At 56.9% G+C, this 22,823-nt stretch carries 19 protein-coding genes; 8 read left to right on the forward strand and 11 right to left on the reverse strand.

Annotated elements, in window-relative coordinates; genetic code table 11:
* Window positions 1-137: 137 nt before the first annotated feature.
* Entirely contained in the window at window positions 138-2,861 is a 2,724-nt protein-coding gene (locus tag ACFQUU_RS08245; protein ID WP_382245340.1) for a PAS domain-containing protein, read from the reverse strand.
* A gap of 161 nt (window positions 2,862-3,022) precedes the next feature.
* Between ACFQUU_RS08245 and ACFQUU_RS08250 the strand changes: the two genes are divergently transcribed.
* The 4 genes from ACFQUU_RS08250 to ACFQUU_RS08265 all read left to right on the forward strand — a co-directional run bounded on the left by ACFQUU_RS08250 (window position 3,023) and on the right by ACFQUU_RS08265 (window position 8,644).
* Window positions 3,023-3,532 (forward strand): hypothetical protein, encoded by a 510-nt coding sequence (locus tag ACFQUU_RS08250; RefSeq protein ID WP_382245343.1) that lies wholly within the window; start codon window positions 3,023-3,025, stop codon window positions 3,530-3,532.
* A gap of 890 nt (window positions 3,533-4,422) precedes the next feature.
* The gene (locus tag ACFQUU_RS08255) at window positions 4,423-7,041 is read left to right on the forward strand and encodes an FAD-dependent oxidoreductase (protein ID WP_382245346.1); all 2,619 of its coding nucleotides are present in this window, start codon (window positions 4,423-4,425) and stop codon (window positions 7,039-7,041) included.
* A 228-nt stretch (window positions 7,042-7,269) separates the two neighbouring features.
* On the forward strand, window positions 7,270-7,842 hold the full coding sequence (locus ACFQUU_RS08260) for a PRC-barrel domain-containing protein (protein ID WP_382245349.1): 573 nt from the start codon (window positions 7,270-7,272) through the stop codon (window positions 7,840-7,842).
* A 307-nt stretch (window positions 7,843-8,149) separates the two neighbouring features.
* Window positions 8,150-8,644 (forward strand): DUF421 domain-containing protein, encoded by a 495-nt coding sequence (locus tag ACFQUU_RS08265; protein ID WP_382245352.1) that lies wholly within the window; start codon window positions 8,150-8,152, stop codon window positions 8,642-8,644.
* Between the two features lie 267 nt (window positions 8,645-8,911).
* On the opposite strand, the gene ACFQUU_RS08270 is transcribed toward ACFQUU_RS08265, so the two are convergent.
* From ACFQUU_RS08270 to ACFQUU_RS08295, 6 genes are all read right to left on the reverse strand, one after another.
* A complete protein-coding gene (locus ACFQUU_RS08270; RefSeq protein WP_382245355.1) occupies window positions 8,912-9,661 on the reverse strand; it encodes a Ku protein in 750 nt (249 codons plus the stop codon).
* A gap of 62 nt (window positions 9,662-9,723) precedes the next feature.
* Window positions 9,724-10,326 carry a hemerythrin domain-containing protein gene (locus ACFQUU_RS08275; protein ID WP_382245358.1) on the reverse strand — a complete coding sequence of 201 codons (603 nt, stop codon included), beginning with the start codon at window positions 10,324-10,326 and terminating at the stop codon, window positions 9,724-9,726.
* A 226-nt stretch (window positions 10,327-10,552) separates the two neighbouring features.
* Complete coding sequence (gene waaF / locus ACFQUU_RS08280) at window positions 10,553-11,674, reverse strand: lipopolysaccharide heptosyltransferase II (protein WP_382245361.1); 1,122 nt, start codon at window positions 11,672-11,674, stop codon at window positions 10,553-10,555.
* A 50-nt stretch (window positions 11,675-11,724) separates the two neighbouring features.
* Window positions 11,725-12,327, reverse strand: coding sequence for a D-glycero-alpha-D-manno-heptose-1,7-bisphosphate 7-phosphatase (locus ACFQUU_RS08285; protein WP_382245364.1), 603 nt, complete (start codon window positions 12,325-12,327; stop codon window positions 11,725-11,727).
* A gap of 152 nt (window positions 12,328-12,479) precedes the next feature.
* Window positions 12,480-13,244 carry an SDR family oxidoreductase gene (locus tag ACFQUU_RS08290; protein ID WP_382245366.1) on the reverse strand — a complete coding sequence of 255 codons (765 nt, stop codon included), beginning with the start codon at window positions 13,242-13,244 and terminating at the stop codon, window positions 12,480-12,482.
* A gap of 185 nt (window positions 13,245-13,429) precedes the next feature.
* Window positions 13,430-14,713 (reverse strand): glycosyltransferase family 4 protein, encoded by a 1,284-nt coding sequence (locus tag ACFQUU_RS08295; RefSeq protein WP_382245369.1) that lies wholly within the window; start codon window positions 14,711-14,713, stop codon window positions 13,430-13,432.
* 438 nt (window positions 14,714-15,151) lie between these two features.
* Between ACFQUU_RS08295 and ACFQUU_RS08300 the strand changes: the two genes are divergently transcribed.
* The 4 genes from ACFQUU_RS08300 (at window position 15,152) to ACFQUU_RS08315 (ending at window position 17,987) form a co-directional block, all read left to right on the forward strand.
* Window positions 15,152-15,649: a glycine zipper 2TM domain-containing protein gene (locus ACFQUU_RS08300; RefSeq protein ID WP_382245371.1), complete on the forward strand. Its 498-nt coding sequence runs from the start codon at window positions 15,152-15,154 to the stop codon at window positions 15,647-15,649.
* A 108-nt stretch (window positions 15,650-15,757) separates the two neighbouring features.
* The gene (locus ACFQUU_RS08305; protein ID WP_382245374.1) at window positions 15,758-16,558 is read left to right on the forward strand and encodes a mechanosensitive ion channel family protein; all 801 of its coding nucleotides are present in this window, start codon (window positions 15,758-15,760) and stop codon (window positions 16,556-16,558) included.
* Between the two features lie 227 nt (window positions 16,559-16,785).
* Window positions 16,786-17,631 carry a hypothetical protein gene (locus tag ACFQUU_RS08310; RefSeq protein ID WP_382245377.1) on the forward strand — a complete coding sequence of 282 codons (846 nt, stop codon included), beginning with the start codon at window positions 16,786-16,788 and terminating at the stop codon, window positions 17,629-17,631.
* Window positions 17,632-17,687: 56 nt separating this feature from the next.
* Window positions 17,688-17,987, forward strand: a complete 300-nt coding sequence (locus ACFQUU_RS08315; RefSeq protein ID WP_382245380.1) for a PRC-barrel domain-containing protein — start codon at window positions 17,688-17,690, stop codon at window positions 17,985-17,987.
* An 81-nt stretch (window positions 17,988-18,068) separates the two neighbouring features.
* Here the strand turns inward: ACFQUU_RS08315 and ACFQUU_RS08320 are convergent, their stop codons facing one another.
* The 4 genes from ACFQUU_RS08320 to ACFQUU_RS08335 form a co-directional block, all read right to left on the reverse strand.
* Window positions 18,069-18,566: a hypothetical protein gene (locus tag ACFQUU_RS08320; RefSeq protein WP_382245382.1), complete on the reverse strand. Its 498-nt coding sequence runs from the start codon at window positions 18,564-18,566 to the stop codon at window positions 18,069-18,071.
* Between the two features lie 43 nt (window positions 18,567-18,609).
* Window positions 18,610-19,557: a glycosyltransferase gene (locus ACFQUU_RS08325; RefSeq protein ID WP_382245385.1), complete on the reverse strand. Its 948-nt coding sequence runs from the start codon at window positions 19,555-19,557 to the stop codon at window positions 18,610-18,612.
* 145 nt (window positions 19,558-19,702) lie between these two features.
* Window positions 19,703-20,839, reverse strand: a complete 1,137-nt coding sequence (locus ACFQUU_RS08330; RefSeq protein ID WP_382245388.1) for a glycosyltransferase family 2 protein — start codon at window positions 20,837-20,839, stop codon at window positions 19,703-19,705.
* 173 nt (window positions 20,840-21,012) lie between these two features.
* Window positions 21,013-22,815, reverse strand: a complete 1,803-nt coding sequence (locus tag ACFQUU_RS08335) for an ABCB family ABC transporter ATP-binding protein/permease (RefSeq protein ID WP_382245391.1) — start codon at window positions 22,813-22,815, stop codon at window positions 21,013-21,015.
* Between the last annotated feature and the right edge of the window lie 8 nt (window positions 22,816-22,823).

The raw sequence follows: 22,823 nt of genomic DNA on the forward strand, positions 1-22,823 counted from the left end.
CCGTCTCCTGTCGACGGAACAGAATAAGAGGCTCTGCTTCAGGTAACAATGCTAACGGTAAAGGAACGGAAAAGGGTGGAATACGCAATTAGCGTATTCCACCCTTTTCACTCATGCACGCTTCGTGCCGTTTCGCTTTAATCGCGTGCCGCCATCGTGTCGATCACGATGATCAACTCTTCGGGAGCGACCGGCTTGGTGACGTGCATCTGGAAGCCGGCAGTCAGTGCGCGTATTCGGTCCTCGCGTTCTGCAAATGCAGTCAGTGCCAGGGCTGGCAGGCGTTGCAGGGGGGTGCTGCCATTCGGTGCCTGCCAGGCGCGGATGCGTCTCAATACCGCATAACCGTCTTCGCCAGGCATCGCAATGTCCGAAATCAGCACGTCCGGATAGCGATCCGGTGCCAGCCCGGACAGCCATTCAATTGCTTCACCCGCCGTAGCGGCAGCGAACACATCGGCGCCGGCGGCGCTCAGCACCACGGTCAACGATTCCCGCGCTTCGGCCTGGTCGTCGATAAGCAGTACGCAACGTCCTTCCAATGAGGGAAGCGGCATGTTCGAAGCGGGTTCGGCGGGGCCGACCGTCAGATATTGCTCGGTACGCGGGCGCAGCTTGAAGTACACACTAAAGGTTGTTCCCTTGCCTTCACCTTCACTGTCCGCCTTGACCTGGCCGTTGTGCATTTCGACCAGGTGGCGTACCAGGAACAGTCCCAGCCCCAATCCGCTATGATCACGTGTGCTGGACGTGTCTTCCTGGCTGAAACGATTGAAGAGATGAGGCAGGAAAGCCGGGGAGATCCCGGCCCCGTCATCCCGCACCGTCACACAGATCTGCTCGCCGGCGATCGATGCGGTCAGCCAGACATGGCCGCCTTCGGGCGTAAACTTGATGGCATTGGACAACAGGTTCCAGAAAATTTGCTGTACGCGATCCGCATCCCCCTCGATCTGCTCGCTGGTGATGCGGTAATTGCAGCTAAGGCTGATCTTCTTCGATGTCGCCATTGCGCGCACACTGTTGACCGCCGCCTGCAAGGCAGGAAGAAGCGCTAGCGGCTGCTTCATCAACCGGAATTTTCCACTCATCATGCGCGTAACATCAAGCAAGTCTTCGATCAGCCGCACCTGCTGATTCACACCAGTCTTGATTCCCTGGAGGGCACGTTGAGCAAGCGGCACCGTGACCACATCCTGTACATAGTTTTCCAGGACATGGGCCCAGCTCTGAATGCCATTGAGCGGGGCGCGCAATTCGTGCGATACGATGGCGAGGAATTCATCGCGGGCCTTGGCAGCCGTCTCTGCCTGGATGCGTGCGCTGCGTTCGCGGGCAAGCAACTCGTCGCGCTCCTTTTCCATGCGGGCTCGAGAGGTTACGTCATAGGCAATGGCGATCACTGAATCGATTTGTCCCCAGCGATCGACTTCCGGAACAATGCGCCCGGAGAAGTAGTGGATCTGGCCCTCGATCTCCAGATCGAAATCCAGTCGTTGTTCGGTGCCTGTGTCGAAAGCGGCGTACGCGGCCTCGTCCCATGCCCGTACCACCGTCTCTGGCAGGCCGAGTTCAGCCTTCGTCTTGCCGATGTACGCTTCCGGCGGCAGCGCCGCCAATTTCGTGACCGCGGGGTTCACGTAGAGATGGCGCATCTTGCGATCAATGCGCGATATGATGTCAGGCGAATTCTCTACCAGGGTTTTGAACTCAAGCTCACGGCGCTGCAACTGCTCCTCGGTATCGCGCAATCGCGTGATGTCGCTGATTGCCGCTAGCAGTCCCCGTACGTTGCCTTCCTCATCGAAGTCCGGCACATACATCATTTGCATGAACTGGTTTCCCCCATTGGGCAAGGGAACATTGACTTCATGTTCTTGCGGCTGGCCGCGCAAGGCGGCATCGATATACTGACGTACAGTCGAAAACGCTTCATCACCGACAATTTCGGGAATCCGTTTGCCGACGATCTCCTTGGGGTGGAAACCGAAGCGATCCGCATAGGTCTTGTTGACGAATGTGAGTCGATAGTCTCGGTCGCATTGCGCAATGAAGACGGGCAGCGCCTCGGTAATCAGGCGCAACTGGCGTTCCTGCGCGCGCAGTGCCTGTTCATGGTCGCGCCGGTCCGTGATGTCGGTGGCCATTGCGGAAAATCCGGCAACGCGGCCATCCGCCTGCAGATCCGGGCTATACACCACCATCACATGCCGTTCGCCGGCAACGCTGTCAAGCGCCAGCTCGAAATGGACGGGCTGGCCCTTCAATGCCTGTGCAATGAAAGGCTTTGCAGCCGGATAAGCCGTGCCAAGAACATCGCATACCTTGCGTCCGACGATTTCATTACGTGGACGTCCGAACCACTGCTGGTAAGCAGCATTGACGAAGCGATAGCATTCTTCATTATCAACGTACGCGATCAAAGCCGGCACGGTGTCTGTTATCAGGCGGATGTACTTGTCCTGCTGCAGGAGCGTAGCGGCAATACGCTTGCGCGCACTGACGTCTCGGATGACCAGCAGCCTGCCATCGGAAACCGTGACGTCGATGTAGGGCGATACGGTGACTTCCGCGTCGATAGGACTTCCGTCGGCCAGCTGCAGCGTGCGATGCATGGTGGCAGGGCAATAGGCGAGGGCGATAGGCGAAGGTATGCCATCCTCCGATGCGTTGACGACTTCGTCTAGCGTATGGCCTTCAAGATGGCTCCCGGCAGGCGAAAACATCTCTCCCGCCGCCTGGTTGCACCCAACAATGCGGCCATCGCGGATCAGCAGAATCGCGTCGGCACAGCGTTCAAGCAAATTTCCCAGGCGTTCCGCATGCTGTTGCGGCGTATCTTCAACCAATAAAGGCGGCATTGTCTGATGCATCGCATGCAACTGCGACGCCGTAGAAGGGGTACCGTCGCGGCGAATTGTGTATCGTTGATTGCTCGATATACCCATGATGTAAACCGACTCCTTTTGACAAACGCTTTCTTCTCCGCCTCATGGGATGACTTCCATCTACGATGGAGGGTATGTCCGCACAGTACGTGCCGATTCCCTTCCTTGTGCGAGAACCGCGAGTAATTCCCCAGCGTATCCTAGCTCTCCGGGAAAGTGCCGCCTTGCTTGAGCACAGGAATAAATTCACAAGACCAGAAGCACGTTTGATGTTCTTCAAAGTAACAACATTGGCATGCCCGGCGACGCCCATATTTTCCACTATCGTAGGTGGGTGGCTGTGCCGGTCAAGCGGTGACTTCCTCGTCGGCGTCAGCAAGAAGCGCTCCTTTCGCCGGAAGGGAAGTCCTAGTGCATTGTGCTTGCAGATCGTCTGTCGCATGTCTGGTGTGTCATTGTCGGTTGATGATTTTCATAGTCTGTTCATACCCTTCTCGCTTTGGCTTCGGTATAACGCCATGATCCATGACGTAACGATTACACCGTTTTGCCATTTTTACATGGTTATTTCATTGCTTTTCGGCATGGCCACAGGTAATGGCCAAAGGGCAGATTTGCCGAGGAAAGAGTTTGGTCAGTGCTGAGCACGAAACATGCCGAGCAGGCAAATTGCATGATTTATCGGGTGTCTGCGCCATTGCTGGTTTGAGAAAGATCAGCGCGCTTCCCCCTGTGCTCCGTATAGTAGGTGCAGTTCGTACAAGACGCCTGAAGAAGGTATTCCCAACTGCAGGTTTAAGGCTTGCACGATTACGGCCCTATCGAAACATGCCTCATTGCCTGACCCGATTCGGAAAACGTCTTTCATGTTGCTGAGTTGCTGCAAGCTTCGCCCGTCCATCCTTACCATCCCGGCAATCGCCTCCGTTCAGGCCGTCCTTGTCGCTGGATTCCACTTGCCGGCGCATTTCCGATTTACCCACTTTATTCTTTCACGACGCCGTTTGTCATCCTGTTTTCTTGCACGCTGTGCAAGGGCACGAAGTCCGGTTGTCGGCATAGCTTTTGCGTCGGCCTGTCGTAATGCGTTATCTGCGCTCCGCGCAAGCTTGTAACGCAGCACGTGATAAAAGCAACGCATTGCAGACAGGCTCTCGTATAGAGCAATGCGTCGAACGCGCCTGCGTCAACGATCGCGAGATTGAAGCGATTACGCAGTAGCGATTAGGCAGTAGCGATGCCGTAGTGGCATCGTACGAAAACCGTAAGGCCGGCAGCGCGACAATTCAGCAGGAGGACAGCAAGAGGAGGTAAGCGCAATTCATCCGATGCCACGAACACGCAACTTGGAAGTTCTCACATGCCTACGAAATGACAACGACATTCTCCATTCGACCGACTTGCGTTCAAAAGACTGAGTGCGATGGCCGACAGCATCGGCGGGAAGCGGCAAATGCCATCGGCGCGTTCTGCCAGCTCATGTCCACTCAGACATTCTCAACCCAAATTCAAGCCCTAGCGGCAAGGAGATAGCATGGCTTCTGCAATCATTGTGTTCTCACACCTGCGTTGGGATTTCGTGTTTCAGCGTCCACAGCATCTGCTATCGCGCATGGCCAGGCATTATCCGGTCGTCATCGTGGAAGAGCCGGTTTATGATGCCGAGCGTACCTATCTGAAGACGTATTCACCCATCCCCAACGTCCTTGTATGCCAGCCGCACACGCCGGTCAACATGCCGGGCTTTCATGACGATCAATTGCCGCACTTGCAAAAGCTTTTGAAGCAGGTGGTGCGCGATTATCCCGACCACATGGCATGGTTCTATACGCCGATGGCGTTGCCGCTGCTGCAGGAATTGCAACCGCGCCTGGTGGTATATGACTGCATGGATGAACTGGCCTCTTTCAAGAACGCGCCCAAGCAACTCCTGCAACGGGAGAGCGCCTTGCTGAAGGTGGCCGATATCGTCTTTACAGGCGGGCAAAGCCTGTACCGCTCCAAGCGCGATCGACATCCGAACGTCCATTGTTTCCCCAGCAGCGTTGATTCCGCGCACTTCCTGCAGGCACTCGATCGTACCAATTCGCATCCCGCGCACCGTGAAATTCCCGGGCCGCGGCTTGGCTTCTTTGGCGTGATCGATGAACGCTTTGATGTCGACCTGATCGGCAGGCTGGCCGATGCCCATGCGATGTGGCAGATCGTGCTGGTGGGGCCGGTAGTCAAGATTGATCCGGCGACGCTGCCCCAGCGCGCGAACATCCATTACCTCGGCCAGCAACCCTATGAGGCATTGCCGCAGTTTCTTGCCGGCTGGGACGTATGCCTGCTGCCGTTCGCGATGAACGAGTCCACCAGATTCATCAGTCCAACCAAGACCCTGGAGTACATGGCCGCGGAGTTGCCTATCGTAAGTACACCAGTGGCGGACGTTGCCAGCTGCTACAGCGATATTGTTGCGATTGCGGCAGATGCCGATGCGTTTATTGCGGCCTGCGAAGCGGCGTTACTGGCGCCGCCGGAAGAGCACGCGCGCCGGGTCGACGGCATGCGCCGGGTATTGGCGGCCACCTCCTGGGATTCCACCGTCGAGCAGATGCGCACACTGCTTGACACAACACCGCGCCGGCAGGATGCGACATTGCCGCAACCCGACGTCGAAGCGCTGGCTGTCGCTGATGTGACGCCTAACGTCAACCGCTTGCGCCAGCAGGACGCAAACCGCTATGCAAAGACGGCGATCATCGGCGCCGGGCCGACCGGTTTGTCGGCCGCATATCATCTCGGCCATGACGCGGTTTTGCTGGAGAAGAGTGACATGGTGGGCGGCTGGTGCCGTTCGATCAAGGACAACGGCTTTACCTTCGATCATGCCGGTCACATCATGTTTTCGAATGACCCTTACGTGCTGGAACTGTACGACATTCTGCTTGGCTCCAACATGCACTGGCAGGATCGCGAAGCATGGATTTACAGCAAGAACGTCTATACGCGCTACCCGTTTCAGGGAGCACTGCACGGCCTTCCGCCCGAGGTGATCAAGGAGTGCATCATGGGCGCCATTGAGGCGCGCTATGGTAGCGGCAAGCCCGGGCAGGCGCCTGTGCCGACCGCGGCCAGGGCCGGCGACTGTTGCGCCGATGGCGGCGTCACGCTGCCGGGATCGAACGTCGCCGCACTTGAGAAGCGTGGCCCGGCCAATTTTGAAGAGTTCATCTATCAGGTTTGGGGTGCAGGCATAGCCAAGCATTTCGCTATTCCTTACAACCGCAAGCTATGGGCGGTGCCACTGACCGAAATGGAAACCTCTTGGCTGGGCGGACGTGTGCCCCTGCCTAATCTGGAAGAAATGATCAGCGGCGCACTTGAGCCGGCAGGCAAGCCCATGGGGCCCAATGCACGTTTCGGTTATCCCTTGCGCGGTGGATTTCAGGCGCTGATGTCGGGCTTTGTTCCGCATATCAAAGGAACAATCGAACTGAATGCCGACGTGGTGGCGGTATCGCCAAAGCAGCACCTGATCACGCTGGCGGATGGCCGGCGCTACGAGTATGAAAACCTGATCAGCACGATGCCATTGCCGCAACTGGTGAAAATGATCGGCGATGAAGCGCCGGAAGAAGTGCGCGAGGCCGCCGCCGGGCTCAAGCATATCTCGGTGCGCTGCGTGAACCTCGGGATCGCACGGGAAAACATCACGGACAAGCACTGGATCTACTACCCGGAAGACTCGATCTTTCATCGTATCTTTGTGCAGGGCAATGCCAGCCCTGAATGCAACCCACCCGGCGGTTTCGGCATCACCTGCGAGATCACTTACTCGCCGATATGGAAACCGCTGCAGCTGAGTGGACAGGCGTTGATCGAACGCTGCATCGCCGACTGCATCAAGGTCGGCATGCTGAAGGAAGACGATAAGATCATTGCCGCCAACGAGGTCGACATGCCCTATGCCTATGTGGTCTACGACCATGCACGGGCAAAGAACGTCGAGACTATCAAGTCGTGGCTGGCGATGTATGACGTCATCCTGGCAGGCCGCTACAGCGAATGGGAGTACTACAACTCCGACCATGCTTTCATCGCAGGCAAGAAGGCGGCGGAAGCCGTGAAGTGGGTGGAAAAGAAAAGCGCTCTGGCGGCCGAGTAGCCAGGTGTATGTGCCGGGAGCCAGATTGGACAGGCAGTTTGCTTGTTGACGCTGGCTTCTGGCGAACACCGGGAACGGTGTTGCTTTCAGACGGTCGAATTCTGGACGGTGGCGAAGGATCGCTAACCGGTCGCCCTACGCGCCGGCGATGCATGGCCGTCTTCCATTGCGGTTTTCCATTGCAATAATGCAGTACATTTCATCGATGTCTGGAGAGATGGAGGGACTATGAAGTCCGGGATTGCCGCGGTTCTGCTCGCGGGACTGCTGCCGCTAACCACCTGTGCGGCTGATGCAGATAGTCTGCCAGCTACTCAATCGGCTGAGAGTGCTCCGCAAGCACAACTCTATCGGGGATCGAAAATCATTGGTTCCACTGTGCGCGACGCCAAGGATAAGAAAATCGGCGTCATCCAGGATCTCATCCTGGATGCCGGACGTGGTGAAGTCGCGTATGCCGTGGTGAGTTTTGGCGGCGTCATGGGCCTTGGACCCAAGTTCCATGCGGTGCCGTGGCAGGCGCTGGAGCCGAGCGACAAGCTTCGGCAATATGTTCTCCACGCGGATCGGGAAACGATCAGTCAGGCACCGGCATTTGACAAGGGAAGATGGCCGGACATGTCGGACCAAAAGTGGAGCGCCGAGATCGACCGATACTGGAGCCGTATGGTTGGTAAAGGTACGTTTGGTACCAACAAACTGACATCCGGCGTTCCCAATCCCGCACCCGCCTCTGGCAATGCACCGGCTACCGGCGTCGGCACAGGTCCGCGCAGCGACATGCAGAGCAGCGGGCGCTAGAGCAGCTGCTTTGCAGCAGCTGCAACGCCTTATTCAGCAGGCCGTTCATCAACGTCCTGCGAGCCATTTCAATCCGTATTAATCCTTTGCCTGCGAGGCGCGGGCTTTCCGATGTTGTTGTCCTCGACTGCGGCATTTCAAATCCGTACCGAGGCAAGTATGTTTCAATGGATTGATTGGACGTTCCGGAGCGAGCGGTTGGCTTGCCTTTCCTGAACGTTTGCGTCCGCATTCTCAATCCGCACTTCGTCGCTGGCGATCAGCAGTTGCGACAGATGCGAATGCACACCAGCATACAGGAGGCCGCATGGAGGCTTTTACGTCCGTTGACTGGGATGCCTTGTTTGGGCTAAGTCTGCCAGTCACCGAAATTCTGATACGCGGTACCGCGATGTACTGGTTCCTGCTCTTGTTGTTCCGCTTTGTGATACGGCGAGACGTCGGTGCTGTTGGCATCGCCGATTTGTTGGTACTCGTGATCGTTGCCGATGCCGCGCAAAACGGCATGTCAGGAGAATACACGTCCATCACAGACGGCATGATTCTCGTTTCGACACTGATTGGCTGGAATGTTTTACTGGACTGGCTAAGCTTCCGGTTTCCGGCGATTCAGAGGCTGGCACAGCCACGACCGCTACCATTGGTCCAGAGTGGCCGCATGCTCAAGCACAATATGCGTAGGGAACTCATCACCGAAAGCGAGTTATGGAGCAAGCTTCGAGAGAATGGCATCGAATCTATTGAGGAGGTCAAAACGGCATATATGGAATCGGATGGCCAGATTAGCGTGATAAAGAAATAATGAGCTCATCGATAATGCTCTTACCTTGACTGTGCGGCCAATGTGGCGGCCAAAAAAAGCAGGGCAATTTTCATCGCCCTGCAAGCCGAACATCACACAGCTTCGCCTAGGTACAACTCACGTCAAACTTCATTCAAACTCAGATCAAGCATATTTCACGCCCGAATCAAATGCATTTAAGCCTAACCAAACCGCACCAACGCAGCCATCTTTTAAAGCGGCCGATAAACGATGATCCGTTACTGATAAAGCGGACAAGGTCACTGCTCAACCACGTCTTGAGGTCATTCTGCGGCGCACAGTCGAAGCGGGCTGATGAGAGGTTCTGTCACGCCGCGCGCTGACACCGCGAGGATGGATGCTGCTGCTCAGCACGTAGGCAAGATAGTCGTCTGCCATGTTGTTGTCTTCCACCATGTCGTCCAGTTCTTCTACAACGATTTCCGGCGCATCGCCGGCGAGCGCCGATTGCTCGACAAAGGCATTCATGTCCGGCGACCGATCCGCCGCGTCGATATCAAGGCTTCCGCGATAGCTCGCTGTATCCAGCGGCGCGGCCATCATCGCGAGCTCTTGCGCGACTAGCACCTCTTCCTCCGGCAAGCCAAAGTGTTGCGCCGATCCGGATTCGCTTGCCCAACGCAGCGTGTTGAGCACCAGCGACTGTCCTTCTGGGACCAGCGCTGCCAGGTGCTGACGCGCGCGGATGACTACATAGGCGATGCCGATCTTGCGGCTCTCGCGCAGCGTTTCACGTAATAGCGCATAAGCCTTCTCCCCGCCCGGGGCAGGTTGAAGATAGTACGGTGTTTCATAATAATCAGAAGGAATTTCCTGGGCTCCCACGAAGGCGAGAATGTCCACGGCATGGGTGGCTCGCGATGCGGTCGTGTATCGTTGCGTATCTGGCGAAATCACAAAAAGCCTTTCTGGAATGTCTACTACATGAGAGATAGCAAATGGAAGCCCAAGCCGGCGCGCCTTTACGTCGACTTGCGCTCGTACGCCGCATCGCATGGCGGCGTACTGCACTCCCGTACTTACATGGATGTCACCTTGTGCATGTCATCGGTCGCGGATCAATGCACATTCTTGCGTGAAGTGGACTTCGTGGCGCTGCCTTCCTCGTCTTCCAGTTCTTCATCGTCGGATACAAGGCCGAGCTCTTCACGCAGTTCCATCTTGCGCTGCTCAAGTTCCGCACCCAGTTCTTCGAGGTCAAGATCGGATTTTTTCACTTTCGCGAACATTTCCTTTTCTTCTTCTTCGACGTGGTGCTTCACATACTCGCCCAGCACGGTAAATTTAGCGTCGTACAGTTCATCGCCAGGCTGCATGGCAGACAGTTCGCTGATCAGCTGCTTGGCGGATGCATGTTCGACTTCGGCTTCATCCAGCAAGTCCATGTCGTCGATCGCATCACGTGCTGCCGGATAAAAGATCTCTTCTTCGATTTGCGCATGGATGGTCAGCTCTGCGCAAACGGTCTCGACGATCAGCTGTTTTGCCTCTTCGTCATCATCGCCTTTCTTTTTCATTTTTTCGAATTCGTCAAAAAGCTCGCTTACTTTCTTGTGGTCCTCGGTGAGCAGCTTGATGGCATTGGTCGCGGAAGCCTTGGTGCCGCGAGGTGCGGCCTTGGTCGACTTGGAAGAAGTTTTTGAGGTCGCGTTACGTGGCATGGTGATCTCCTTATGGTTGGCTACGTGCTCGCAGTATCGCAAGCTCTATGCCAAGCGGTGAAGGAAGCGTTCAACCAAGTATTCAACAGGGCGGACGGCATTCAATCCCAGTCGATACGCCGGTTTGCGATGGATTGATTCCCGTATGATGTCACGGCAAATCCTTGCCATCCGCACGCCCTCATTCCGTTTTTGCAATCCGCTGTAAATCGTACAGACGACGTGTTCAGACGACCTGCAAAAACATAATTGTTTCCGACGTAACAAGCGATTGCGCGGCAGGCGGCAGTTGCAATAGTTCGACTGCCGCATCCACGACTTGCTGTGGCGCTACACCTGTGAGGCAACGATGATGTCCTTGCGGACACACGCTCTTATAGCAAAAACGGCAGGAGACATCTTGAAAGAGAACTCTGCTATTCACCTGCCACGGGGTGTGCTGCGGGTTGGTAAGCGCATACAGGGAGACGACCGGTGTACCTACTGCAGCAGCGATATGCGCCGGGCCGGTATTGTTGGAAATCAGTAAAGGCGACAGAGTGATGACTGCCGCGAGTTCTCCCAACGTCAACTTGCCGGCCAGGGAGAAAGCATGTGGGATATCGGCGCGAATCTGCTCGACAAGCGCCGTTTCATCCTTGCCCCCGGTGAACACCAGCGGGCATCCGAGTTTGCTTGCAAGGGTGCGGCTGGCCTCGCGCCAGTACTCGGGCGGATAGCGTCGTGATTGGGCGGTGGCGCCGGGATGCAGCACAATCCAGGGCTGCTCTGAATCCACCCCGATGGCGCTCAGCAGATTGCGTGCAGCTCGCATATCGTCGCAGGGTACATTGAACGACATGCGCTCGTCATCGGTATGGGCGCCAATAGTTGCTACCAGGTCCAGCTGACGTCGCACTTCGTGGCGAATGCGCTCTTCGGGTTCGGGATCGCGTACCCAGTGCGTCAGCAGCTGGTAGGGATTCTCATGGCAGTGTGCAAGCCGCAAGGGGATGCCGGCGAGGTAGCACAGCATTGCAGCGGGCAGCGGGTTCTGGCTATAGACGGTAAAGATCACCGCCGCATCGAATCCGGCATCGGCGAGACGTTCGATCATGGCGTGATCACATGCAGGCTCATGGGGGCTGCTGCTCTTCATCCACGGGGCCGCGTACTCGATGACATCGTCAATCTCCGGAACATGCCGTGCAGCGACGGCGCCGCTTGCCGAGGTCAATAGTGTAATGTGACTTCCGGGATGCGACTGCTTAAGCGCGCGGATGGCGGGTGTGCTCATCAGCACGTCGCCGAGATAATCGAGACGGATGCACAGGATCCGCCGAACGTCATGCCAGGGTTTCATGCTCATTGTTCAGGTTCTGCTGTCTGAAATTTCCAGTTTTTGTTTCGCTGCGCCGGTCAGAGTTGCTGGATCATGCTGTCCATGCCGCCCATGGCCCTTGGTCCGATCTCCATGCCCGCGATGATGGTAGCGGCGGCATACAGATCCGATGCCTTGAAGTGCGGTGTGCGTTGTGCTGATAGTTTCCATTCGGTCTCGTTGCCGTTATCGATCAGAATGGTCTGGCATCCTGCACGGCGACCTGCTTCAACATCATGCAGGATGTCGCCGATCATCCATGATTGGGAAAGGTCGATATCGTGCTCGTGCGCCGCGCGGTAAAGCATGCCCGGCATCGGCTTGCGACAGGTGCAGGGAATCGCATAGCGGCTGATTACACCATCGGGACAGTGCGGGCAATAATAGAAGCCGCTCAGTTCCACACCGTATTGCGCGAGCAGTTCCGTCAGGCGTTGATGTACGGGGTTCAGAGCCGCTTCGGTAAACAAGCCCTTGGCAACGCCTGACTGGTTGGAAACGACAAAAAGGGCATAGCCCATGTGTTGCAACAGTTGCAGCGCCTGGCCGGCGTGCCAGGTCAGTTCTATGAGGCCTGGGTTGACGTTGTAAGGAACGTCTTCAACCAGGGTGCCGTCCTTATCCAGAAATATTGCTCGCATGGGGATTCCGAGGTGAAGTCATGCAGGTCTTTGCATTAAGCGCGAGCCTTGCATAATCGAAGTTTCGAGCGTTGCGGCTGCTGAGGGCCTCGGTGCTTTGATGCAGCCGCCATAGGTTATGGCGGCTTGTCCGAAGCGGTCTCCACCGTTGATCACGGCCAGGACGATTCCTGCATCGGCAGTACCATGATTTCCGGAATCACGGTCTGTTCGGGCAGGAGCAGGACCGACTTGACCGCCTTGGCGACATTGACCGGATCCTGCAGCGTATTGATGTCGATGTCAGGAAAACGGTCAAGCAGGAAAGGCGTGCGCATACCGCCGGCCAGAACCGCGGTGACCTTGATCTTCTTAGGACGGAGCTCGGCATGCAATGCATGCGACAGACCGAGCAGCCCCCATTTGCTGGCATGGTAAGCCGATGCATTCGGCCATGCGCGCTTGGCGGCGGTCGATGCAATGTTGACGATCTGCCCGCCGTTCTGCATCTGTCGGGCCGCGAACTTGGAAAGCAGGAAGGGACCGTAAAGGTTGGTACGCATCACGCGGTCCCAGTCATTGATGGAGAGTTCATCAATGGACTGGGTGACATCGGTGCCGGCGTTATTGATCAGCACATCGATCTGACCGAAGCGCTCGACTGTCTGCGCAATCGCTCGCTCGGCGGCCACCGGGTCCCCGACATTGAAGCCGAGTGCATGGGTCTTGCCGCCTGCTTCTGCCAGCAGCGACGCTACGGTCTGCGCCTTGTCGAGATTAAGATCACCGACCACCACGTTGGCGCCGGACGAGGACAGCACGTGACACAGCGCTGCGCCAAGGCCGCTGGCGCCGCCAGTGACGAGAATGGTCTTGCCCGTAAGCTGGTTTGCCTCGGCCGGGTCTGCTACATAACTGGATACTTGCACGTTGCTCAATTCCCTCTCCGTAAAGTTAGATATATCGTAAAGATCGCATTGAGGCTACGCCGCATTGGCGCAGCCGTTGTTGATGCAAACGGTATCGATGTGACATTTGAACGGTCCGGCAAGAGACGGCAGATAATGCAGACACCGCTGGCCGGTTGAGCTTGCGACTCTTGTCTGAAACGCTTTCCCGCTGATCAACTACGCAGGCTCATTTCTCCTGAAGCGAGTGGTCGATGCATGAACTGCGTTGCAGGTTCGAGCACGTTTTCATACACGGCGGCAATGTTGCTCGCCACGCTGCGCCAGGTAAAGTGCTGATAGGCCCGGCGCATACCAGCCCATCCCATGCGTTGCGCCATATGCGGATTCTGGTATAGCGCAAAGAGCCGTTCGGCCAGGCATTCGGGATCGTTGGGTGGGACAAGATAACCGGTCTCACCATCGACGACGGTGGTCTTGATACCACCGACCGCAGTGCCGACGACAGGTGTGCCGCAAGCCATTGCTTCGACCGGCGTAATGCCGAAAGGCTCGTACCAGGGCGTGGTGACGAATACATCGGCGGCGCTATAGTAATAACGAAGCTGGCCGCGCTGGCGCTGTCCGGTAAACGTCACGCATTGTTCGATGCCGAGTTCGCGGGTCAGTGCCATCAGGCGGCCAAGCTCCGGCGTTGCTACCGGGTCGGGCTGTTCCGCATTGCCGCCGACGATCAACAGGCGTACCGCTACCTGGTATTGATGGCGCAGGATCGCTGCCGCGCGGATCACGTTATCGACACCCTTGCGCGGCACCATGCGCCCCAGTTGCAGGACTATGAATTCACTGCGGTCCAGCCCCAGTTGCTGACGCGCATCGAGGGTGACCGGCCAGAATTCTTCAGGATCAAATCCACAAGGCACGACGTCGATGCGATCGCTCGGCGCGCCATAATGCTGCTCCATGTCACGCTGGTCTTGCGGACATTCGGCAACAATCCGGTCCGCCTCATGCATCAGCCGTTCTTCGATCGCAAAGCGCACATCCGGAAATGCGTCGGCTTCCTTCTGACTCAAGCGGCGTACCCGTCCCAATGCGTGGAAGGTCATGACGAACGGAATCCCGAGCGCATCGCGCACCTGGCGCGCCACCATGCCGGACATGAAGAAATTGGCATGGACAAGGTCGTAAGGCAGCTTCTGTCTTCGTGCAAAGCGGATCATGAACCGACCAAACTGCTCCATGAAGGGAAGCATCTGCTCTTTGGGTATGTAATGTGCGGGGCCTGCCGGAACGTTGACGACACGGATGCCGGGATACCAGTCGACGACTTGTTCCTGTGTTTCGCTGTCACGCCTGGTAAAAATATCGACTAGGTAACCAAGCCGTGCGAGATGCCTCGCAAGCTGCGCAACGTACACATTTTGTCCCCCACTATCCGTGCTGCCGATCTGGGCAAGGGGGGAGGCATGCTCGCTGATAAGGGCAATTTTTCGCATAGATTTGATGATTCTTCGAATTGTCGAAATGCAGCTTTTTGCTACCTTGTTTATTAAGCAAATGATGTACCCATACTCGTTCGATGTGAGTGCAAGGCAAAGTGTAGGAAGTCGTTTGTGTTTAATTCATCGGCACTTGGTTTCTCTTTGGCCGTTCGCAATTTATGCGAGTAAGAAATACGCGACCATGTAAAAAGTGCGACAACAGCTGTGTAGAAATGAAAAGATATGCCGTGCATGGGCAAATCATGGTGTCGATTCTGATGTCGTCTTGACAAGCGGTGTTTGCGATCTGGCATAGGAAGTGCATGTTTAGCATTTCCGGACCGGCATCATTCATTTCGCTTACAGAGCGAAACTGCCACATTCGGCAGGTGCCGGAGTTGCATACAACCTGAATCGAAACCGCTTTCGACTTTTAACAATAAGGAGATCAATATGTGGATCCAGAAAATGAAGATTGCTGCCTCTGTTGCCACCGTAGCCATGCTCGCCGCTTGCGGCAGCACACCAACCACCACGAACAACAGCTCGATTCCAGTAACCACCACCAGTTCGATCCCGGTTACGACAGCGAGCAGCGCAACCGGCTATGGCGTGGTGCAGGCAATTGATGTTGTCCCTGGCCAGCAGGCATCCAATGGCGTCGGTGTCGGCACTGTCGCCGGTGCAGTCGTAGGTGGGGTACTTGGTAACCAGGTCGGTAGCGGAAGCGGACGTACTGCAGCAACGGTTGCCGGTGTTGCCGGCGGTGCACTGGCAGGCCGTGCCATGGAAAATAATTCCCGCGCTGCCAGTACCTCCCAGTCATACCGGGTTGCAGTACGCATGGACAATGGATCGATCCAGACTCTGTCGCAAGATGTTCAACCGGGCGTACAGGTCGGCGAGCGTGTGCGCCTTGAGAATGGTGTAATCGTCGAACGTTTCCGTTAATCTCCCGATCCTTGCGGTCGCAGGCGACGTACGCGTGCAGCAGGTGCTACACGCGTACGCCGCCGATGTCTTTTATCTTTCCAAACTATGACGCTTGAACCGGACACCATGAAGCAATGGGTCGATGCACTTCGACCATGGTTCAATATGCTGTTGGTCTGGGTGCTCGCCTGGGTGGCATTGCGCCTGATACGCCGTGTACTTCGGCTATTGCACGCGCACGTGTTGCGGCATGCGGACAAGATACGTGATTCGCGCCGCATAGAGACATTGATGAACGTGTTTCGCTATACCGCGAATATCGTGATCATTGGCCTTACGATCATGCTGACCCTCGGGCTGATTGGGATTTCTATCACACCGATTCTGGCGACCGCTGGCGTGGCGGGCATTGCCATCGGCTTTGGCGCGCAGAGCCTGGTCAAGGATTTTTTTACCGGTCTGTTCCTGCTCCTTGAAAATCAGGTCAGTGAAGGCGACATCATCGACGCGGCTGGAAAGAGCGGCTACGTCGAACGAGTCACCTTGCGCCACATTCGCATGCGCGACGACGACGGCAGCGTGCATTTTATTCCTAACGGCATGATCACCGTTGTTACCAACCGCAGCCGTGATTTCGGTTATGCGATCGTGGATATCAACGTCAAGCGGCAAGATGACCTCGGCCGCGTGTTTGATCTCATGCACAAGGTGGATGAAAGTATGCGCAGGGATCCGGTACTTGGCCCCTTGATGCAGGATGAGATCGATATTGCCGGCGTCGAGAAGCTGGAGGATGCGGCAGTGACGGTACGCTGCAGGCTGAAAGTGCAGCCAGGCAAGCAATGGCAAGTGCGGCGCGAGTTTCTGCGTCGTATGAAGCAGGCGATCGATACCGTTGAAGAAGCACCGCCGGCGACTGCAAGCTGACGTTGATGCACTGGAAAAGTAAGAAGTCTTTACCGGGTATGTAAAAGCCTCGCGGCGAATTTGCATGCAGCGGCATGAAGGGACTGCATACAACATTGCGCCCAACGACTGGGCATGAATGTTGCGTTTTCATCATGACGCCAGGGCACTTTGGGGAACCGTATGCGTGCTGCGCATACGGTCGTTGTATGTCCTGGTGGTGTTACGTCTAATAAGGAGTAAAAAAAATGGCAATCAACGATCCGCGTCCGCCTCATGGCGAGGCAGTGCATCAGGTCGACGTCGCCAATTACGGCATGCGCCGGCAGGTGTTTCCGGCCATCCGTTGGGGCGCAGTGCTTGCGGGCGTAGCGGTTGGCATCTCCGTGCAACTTGCGCTGACCCTGCTCGGCATTGCCACTGGTTTATCATCGATTGAAGTCACCGAAGGTGAATCCTTCGGCATGGGACCGTTGATCTGGGCTGGCGTCAGCATGCTGGTCGCCGCCTTCTTCGGCGGCTATGTTGCCGCAAGGATGTCAGGCCTGAAACGCAAGGCGGATGGCGTTCTGCACGGCGCCGTATCGTGGGCAGTCACCACTATCATGTTTGCGATACTGGCCACATCGATCGGTGGCACGCTTGTCAGCGGTGTGTTCAATAACATGAGTCAGCTGGCCAGGGTCAGTGGCGCCAGCGGCGAGTCTCCCCTTGCGGCGATGATGCGCGCACAGGGTGGGCGTGTCGATCCGCAGGCCATGCGCCAGCTCCAGCAATACATACAGAACGGCCAGCGTGACCAGGCTGTGCAACTGGTCACCAGCACCATGGGTGTGGAGCAGGCGCGTGCCGAAGCGATCGTCGACCAGGCACTGATTGTGTCCGGTTCAGCCGGTGCCGCATCGCAACAGGGCAAGGCAAAAGCCGAGACCGCAATGCAGAATGCCGGAACGGCGGCATGGGTGGTTTTTCTTGCGGTTGCCCTGGCGCTTGCCATCGGTATCGGCGGCGGTGCGCTCGGCGCTGCCGGCTCACGTCGCGTAAGCTGGTCGGGCGGGTCCGGTGGAACGGGCGGAGCAGGACCGCGGGCCTGAAATCGCAAGAAAATGCAGGGCAGGAAAGCGTCGAAGTGAATGACAAGGAGCCAGACATGTTGCGTACTTTATGTGGCCGTTCCCGGAATGATCCGCCCAGGAATGGGCCGAAGCGCTTCGTGCGGCTGTCGGGACAGGATTCGAGCACGGCGGAATTGCTGGCCGGCTGCGCAGTCGTGACCGCGAGTGGAGAAAGAATAGGACATGTCGATCATTTGATGATCGATGCGGTAACGCATCAGCTGCGTTATGTCATTCTGTCGCGCAGGCGCAGCGGTGCCGTGGTGGCGTTGCCCTGGCAGGGCTTGTACTTTGACGCGGCGAATGCGAGGCTGGTGTTTTATACGCTGGGATAAAGGTTGGCAGGCTTGCTCCCATTCAAAAGATGCAAGCCTGTTGAAGTTCTTGTCAAGCTACGGAATAAGCCACAGAGCCAATCAGCGCGGCGACAGGAACAGTCCGGACTTTCGCGCTTCCACAACGCCGGCCTTCGCCAGCGCACGCAGGCACATCGCCACCGTCCCTGCAAACGCCTCGTCATACCAGGCGTTTGCACCGCTCACACCAACCACGATGCCATCGACCACGACGCTACCCCACAGGACCGTATCCTTAGCCGCGAGCAAGTGAGGCTGCAGTTCCTGCACCTTGTGACTATCCATTCCGGTACGCCAGGCGACCAGCGCCTTTGCCCGGGCAAAACCTGCATAATCCGCATCCCATTTTTCGCGGTCGCCGATTGCGTGTTCATACAGAACGGCTTCCTCGAACGACGAATTCGCCGGTGTGCGCAGCGGATCCATCACCACGATATACAGAAAGCCGCTCTCTCCGACTTCCTTGAGTGTCATAGCTTCTTCAATCATGGGCAGACTCAGGCGCACCGCCTTTTCGGCAGCGGCGCGATCGATGAGATAACTGCTGTTTGCTGTCATGCTGTCCTTTCTGATGTCTTGCTGAAAAGTGGTAATGCGGGTATTACATCGTCACCGCATAGAAGGTATCGTTCCAGTCACGGACGAAGCGATCGATGTGGAAACGCTCGCAGGCGTAGCGGCGTGCACCTTTGCCCAATCGCCGCGCATGGTTCGGATCGGCCAGCATCTCCTGCATACGTGCGATGAGAATATTCACATCGGTATTGACATAGCCGGAGACACCGTTATCGATGACGGTGGCCATCTCCGTGGTCGCCAGGCCGACAATCGGCATGCCTATCATCATCGCCTCGATCACGGCGAGCCCCAGGCTGGTATAGCGGATGGGATTAAAGAAGAAACGGTATTGCGCGGAAAACGCCGGCAGCTGCGCATGCTGAATCTCGCCGATACCGCCCGCTTCAAGTGCGCCCATGCCAACCAGGTCCAGCGCCACTTTTTCCCGGGCCTGCTTGAAGACGTCATAGCCAAGACGACGTCCGCGCGTGGCGATGTTGTTGATGACGACCAGGCCGCGATCGAGGTCGCCACGATAAGACACATCCGGTGGAACGATCACTCCGTGCTCAACCACGCGGGTTGGCGTGCGGCCGTTATCCCACATCAGCGCATTGAAGGGCGTGACATGTACCAGCAGGATCGATGGATCATCAACCGGATGCCGCATGTCGGTGGGGTGTTCGCGCGGCGTGTCGTGCTCGATATAGATCCTGGGCAGGCAGCGTTGCGCTTCGCTCAGATAGGAATGCTGGTCCTTCAGGTATTGGTCGTCATCCTGAAATAGGATCAGGTCGAACTCATGGTCCTTGACCTCGCTGACCGGCATATCGATGACATTATCGCCCCAGGGGATATGTCCACAGCGCCCGCCATAGCCGGGCGGGCGGTCAGGCTTGGACAGCACATAGAAATCGTGCGGTGCCTGGGTGAGATAGTAGAGGTAGCTGCCGTGGGTATGCCAAGTGAGGATTTTGAGTCGTCGCTGCATGTTCCGGATATCCGTGATTCAGAAGCTGCAATTCAATCGGCAAGCTCATCGCGCCGGACACATGTTGGGGTGTTACGGCGATTCGGCGATGATGAGCAAGATCAGTCGATGGTCCGGCTCGTCGTGCCGGACCGCGTGGCACAGTTCAAAGGAAGCCCACCTTATAACGGAAGGCGCCTACCGCGCGCCAGAATACCGCCATGGGCGGGATCAATGCGGAAGTGACGACCATCTCCAGGACATGGCCTGGCGCCTTCGAGGTTTTGCGCAGGCGCTGCACGCAGAAACGGCCCGTCATGAATGCCCACACCAGTCCGGACAGGACAGTCACACCTTTGGCATCGGTTGGCAGCGACACCAGCATGACCAGCAGCGCACCGACTGTCAGGTAGAAATCCCAGCGTGGATTGCCGCGGATCTTGCGGCGATACAGCGTTGGATGCTTCTTGTAGAGCAGGGCGTCGAACTGTACCTTCTTTACCTGCTGCAGACTCACGCCCCAGCCAGCGGGACGTATCGGGTGCATCATCACCGCATTGGGCTCGCGTACGATGTTGGCTTGGTAATCGAGCAGCCTGAAATGCAGGTCTGAATCCTCACGCCAGGCAAACCTGAAACGTTCGTCGAAACCGCCAAGGTCTTCAAGCACCTTTTTGCGGCAGAAGCAATTGGCGGTGACGAACTCCGCGGTTTCAAGATTCTTCGCATCGAGTTCGTAATCCGTCGGTGTATGTTCGAGCGGCATCACTATGCGGCCACAGACGGCATGCACATTGTCGGCAAATGCCTGCAGGCCGTTACGCAGCCAATCGGCGCGAGCAATGGTGTCGTCGTCGGTAAAGGCGATGATCGTGCCACGTGCCGCGCGCCAGCCGTGGTTGCGGGCGGCGGCGGGACCGTGTGGACCCATGGACGGAATGTAGGTGACCTGCGGACCACCTTTTTCTTCGGTATGCGCGGCCCAGCCCGCGACCACTTCACGGGTGTCGTTGCTCGGCCCGTCATCGACGATGATGATTTCAAATCGATCGGGTTCGAAGCTCTGCAGTACCAGGCTGGCAAGGCAGCGGTTAAGAAGTTGCGGCCGGCCGCGTGTCGGCACCACGATCGATGCAGCAATACTGGCCGTCGCTCCATCCTGGCTCGTGCCGATGTTGATCGGCGTTACTGCAGGCACGCCGTTACGGCGACGCATGACCACGCCGCCGGCTTGCAAGCCGCGATCTGTATGTTCGGCAGCAATGTTCTTACGGTTTCGATCGAAAGCTATTATCTTTGACATGGAATCTGTCCTGCAAGAACCATTAAATGGGGTCACGCCAATCAATTATGAAAGGTGCCGGTCGAGCCGGTGCGCTGCTGTACGTTGATTTGTTTGACATGCAATTCCTGTTCCATTACACAGTGTTGACCCGCCTCAAATCCCATGGATGCGAGGCAAGTAGGGAAAAACTTTCAGTTCATTGAATGCATGACTTGGTCGATGCGTTGCTGGTCATCCTCGCGCTGTTGCAATTGCCATAGTCGCGCGTAAGCACCGCCTTGCTGCAACAGCTTTGCATGAGTGCCGCGTTCGATGATGCGCCCGCGTTCCATGACCAGAATTTCCGTGGCATCTACAACGGTGGAAAGCCGGTGCGCAATGACCAGAGTCGTGCGGTTCTCTGAAAGCTGGTCCAGCTCATGCTGGATCGCCTGCTCCGATGCCGTATCGAGGGCGGAAGTCGCCTCGTCGAAGATGAGCAGGGGTGGGTTTTTCAGGATCGCGCGCGCAATGGCGATACGTTGTTTCTCGCCGCCTGACAGCATGACGCCACGTTCGCCAACCTGGGTCTCGTACTTGTGCGGCAGGGAGTCAATCAATTCGTGCACATGCGCGGCCTTGGCGGCGGCGACAATCTCATCCATGGTGGCGCCGTTGCGTCCGTAGCCGATATTGAATGCAATGGTATCGTTAAACAGCAGTGCTTCCTGCGGAACCACACCTATGGCAAGCCGCAGACTGCTGCTGTTGACGCCGCGAATATCCTGGCCATCGATGCTGATGCTTCCCCCACCGACTTCATAGAAGCGCAGCAGCAGGCGCGCCAGCGTGGATTTGCCCGAGCCGCTGCCGCCGACCACGGCAACGGTGCCGCCGGGCGGAATGCGGAAGCTGATGCCATGCAGGATGGGACGCGCCGCTTCATAGGCAAACACGACGTTGTCAAAGACGACCTCGCCGCGCGAAACTTTCAGTGAAGGCAGGCCGGGTGCTTCATCGATTTCCGGTTTTTCACGTAGCAGCTGGAAGAGCTTTTCCGCATTGACCAGTGCATCTTTTGCTTCTCGGTAGACGAAGCCGAGCGCATTGAGCGGAAGACAGACCTGGATCACATAGGCATTGATCAGAATAAGGTCGCCGACAGTCATCTCACGCGTGAGGACGAATTTTCCTGCGAGCAGCATCACAGAGGCAACGCCCATTGCAATGATCGCGCTCTGGCCGACATGCAGGATAAACAAGGCACGCTGGTTGGTCACCGCTGCCTCTGCCCAGTTATCCATGATGTGCTGGAAGCGTTGTGCTTCGCCGCGCTCATTGGTGAAGTATTTGACCGCGTCGTAGTTGATCAGGCTGTCGGCCAGCAAGCTCTTTGCATTCGAGTCGAGCCGGTTCACGCGCCGCTGGTAGATCGAACGACGCTGCGTAAAGATCAGCGTGAAACCGCAATAGATCAGGAAGGTCACACCGAGAATCACGGTAAACCAGTCACTGTACCGGGCTGTCATGATGGCGATGACCATGCCGATTTCGAGCAGGGTCGGCACCAGTGTGAACAGGCCGACACCGAGCAGAAACGCGATGCCATTGGTGCCGCGATCGATGTCGGGCAGCAGGCCGCCGATCCGCCGCTTTGCATGGAAGCGCGCGCCGAGCGCATGTAAATGGGAAAAGGTATTCAGTGCATAGGTGGCTACCGTATGCTGGGTCACCCGCGAGAATGACAGGTCGCGTAGTTCATTGAACAGGGTGCTGGCAAAGCGCAGCAGCGCATAACCGATCAGCAGGACGACAGGCAGGGCAACGATATGCTCGGGCCGCGACAGTTCATCGACGATGCGCTTGAGCGCCAGTGGAACCGACACGACCGCCAGCTTGGCGAGGATCAGGAAAAAAAGTGCGAGGAAAATCCTGCCGCGAAAGGCGGACACTACTCGCCACAGGTCTTTCACGACGTTGATATCACCGCCTTTTTCCGTGCTTGCATCCGACATAAGGCTTG

Origin of the sequence: Herbaspirillum sp. GCM10030257, from assembly GCF_042666555.1 — a bacterium.
In the GTDB taxonomy this organism is placed as follows: domain Bacteria; phylum Pseudomonadota; class Gammaproteobacteria; order Burkholderiales; family Burkholderiaceae_D; genus Noviherbaspirillum.

Bases quoted from the DNA above. Each gene is read 5' to 3' on its own strand.
- waaF (WP_382245361.1), bottom strand. From the start codon at position 11,674: ATGAGCATGAAACCCTGGCATGACGTTCGGCGGATCCTGTGCATCCGT.
- ACFQUU_RS08275 (WP_382245358.1), bottom strand. From the start codon at position 10,326: ATGCCACGTAACGCGACCTCAAAAACTTCTTCCAAGTCGACCAAGGCC.
- ACFQUU_RS08300 (WP_382245371.1), top strand. From the start codon at position 15,152: ATGTGGATCCAGAAAATGAAGATTGCTGCCTCTGTTGCCACCGTAGCC.
- ACFQUU_RS08320 (WP_382245382.1), bottom strand. From the start codon at position 18,566: ATGACAGCAAACAGCAGTTATCTCATCGATCGCGCCGCTGCCGAAAAG.
- ACFQUU_RS08260 (WP_382245349.1), top strand. From the start codon at position 7,270: ATGAAGTCCGGGATTGCCGCGGTTCTGCTCGCGGGACTGCTGCCGCTA.
- ACFQUU_RS08305 (WP_382245374.1), top strand. From the start codon at position 15,758: ATGAAGCAATGGGTCGATGCACTTCGACCATGGTTCAATATGCTGTTG.
- ACFQUU_RS08310 (WP_382245377.1), top strand. From the start codon at position 16,786: ATGGCAATCAACGATCCGCGTCCGCCTCATGGCGAGGCAGTGCATCAG.
- ACFQUU_RS08335 (WP_382245391.1), bottom strand. From the start codon at position 22,815: ATGTCGGATGCAAGCACGGAAAAAGGCGGTGATATCAACGTCGTGAAA.
- ACFQUU_RS08265 (WP_382245352.1), top strand. From the start codon at position 8,150: ATGGAGGCTTTTACGTCCGTTGACTGGGATGCCTTGTTTGGGCTAAGT.
- ACFQUU_RS08315 (WP_382245380.1), top strand. From the start codon at position 17,688: ATGTTGCGTACTTTATGTGGCCGTTCCCGGAATGATCCGCCCAGGAAT.
- ACFQUU_RS08330 (WP_382245388.1), bottom strand. From the start codon at position 20,839: ATGTCAAAGATAATAGCTTTCGATCGAAACCGTAAGAACATTGCTGCC.
- ACFQUU_RS08245 (WP_382245340.1), bottom strand. From the start codon at position 2,861: ATGCCGCCTTTATTGGTTGAAGATACGCCGCAACAGCATGCGGAACGC.
- ACFQUU_RS08285 (WP_382245364.1), bottom strand. From the start codon at position 12,327: ATGCGAGCAATATTTCTGGATAAGGACGGCACCCTGGTTGAAGACGTT.
- ACFQUU_RS08250 (WP_382245343.1), top strand. From the start codon at position 3,023: ATGTCCGCACAGTACGTGCCGATTCCCTTCCTTGTGCGAGAACCGCGA.
- ACFQUU_RS08325 (WP_382245385.1), bottom strand. From the start codon at position 19,557: ATGCAGCGACGACTCAAAATCCTCACTTGGCATACCCACGGCAGCTAC.
- ACFQUU_RS08255 (WP_382245346.1), top strand. From the start codon at position 4,423: ATGGCTTCTGCAATCATTGTGTTCTCACACCTGCGTTGGGATTTCGTG.
- ACFQUU_RS08295 (WP_382245369.1), bottom strand. From the start codon at position 14,713: ATGCGAAAAATTGCCCTTATCAGCGAGCATGCCTCCCCCCTTGCCCAG.
- ACFQUU_RS08270 (WP_382245355.1), bottom strand. From the start codon at position 9,661: ATGCGATGCGGCGTACGAGCGCAAGTCGACGTAAAGGCGCGCCGGCTT.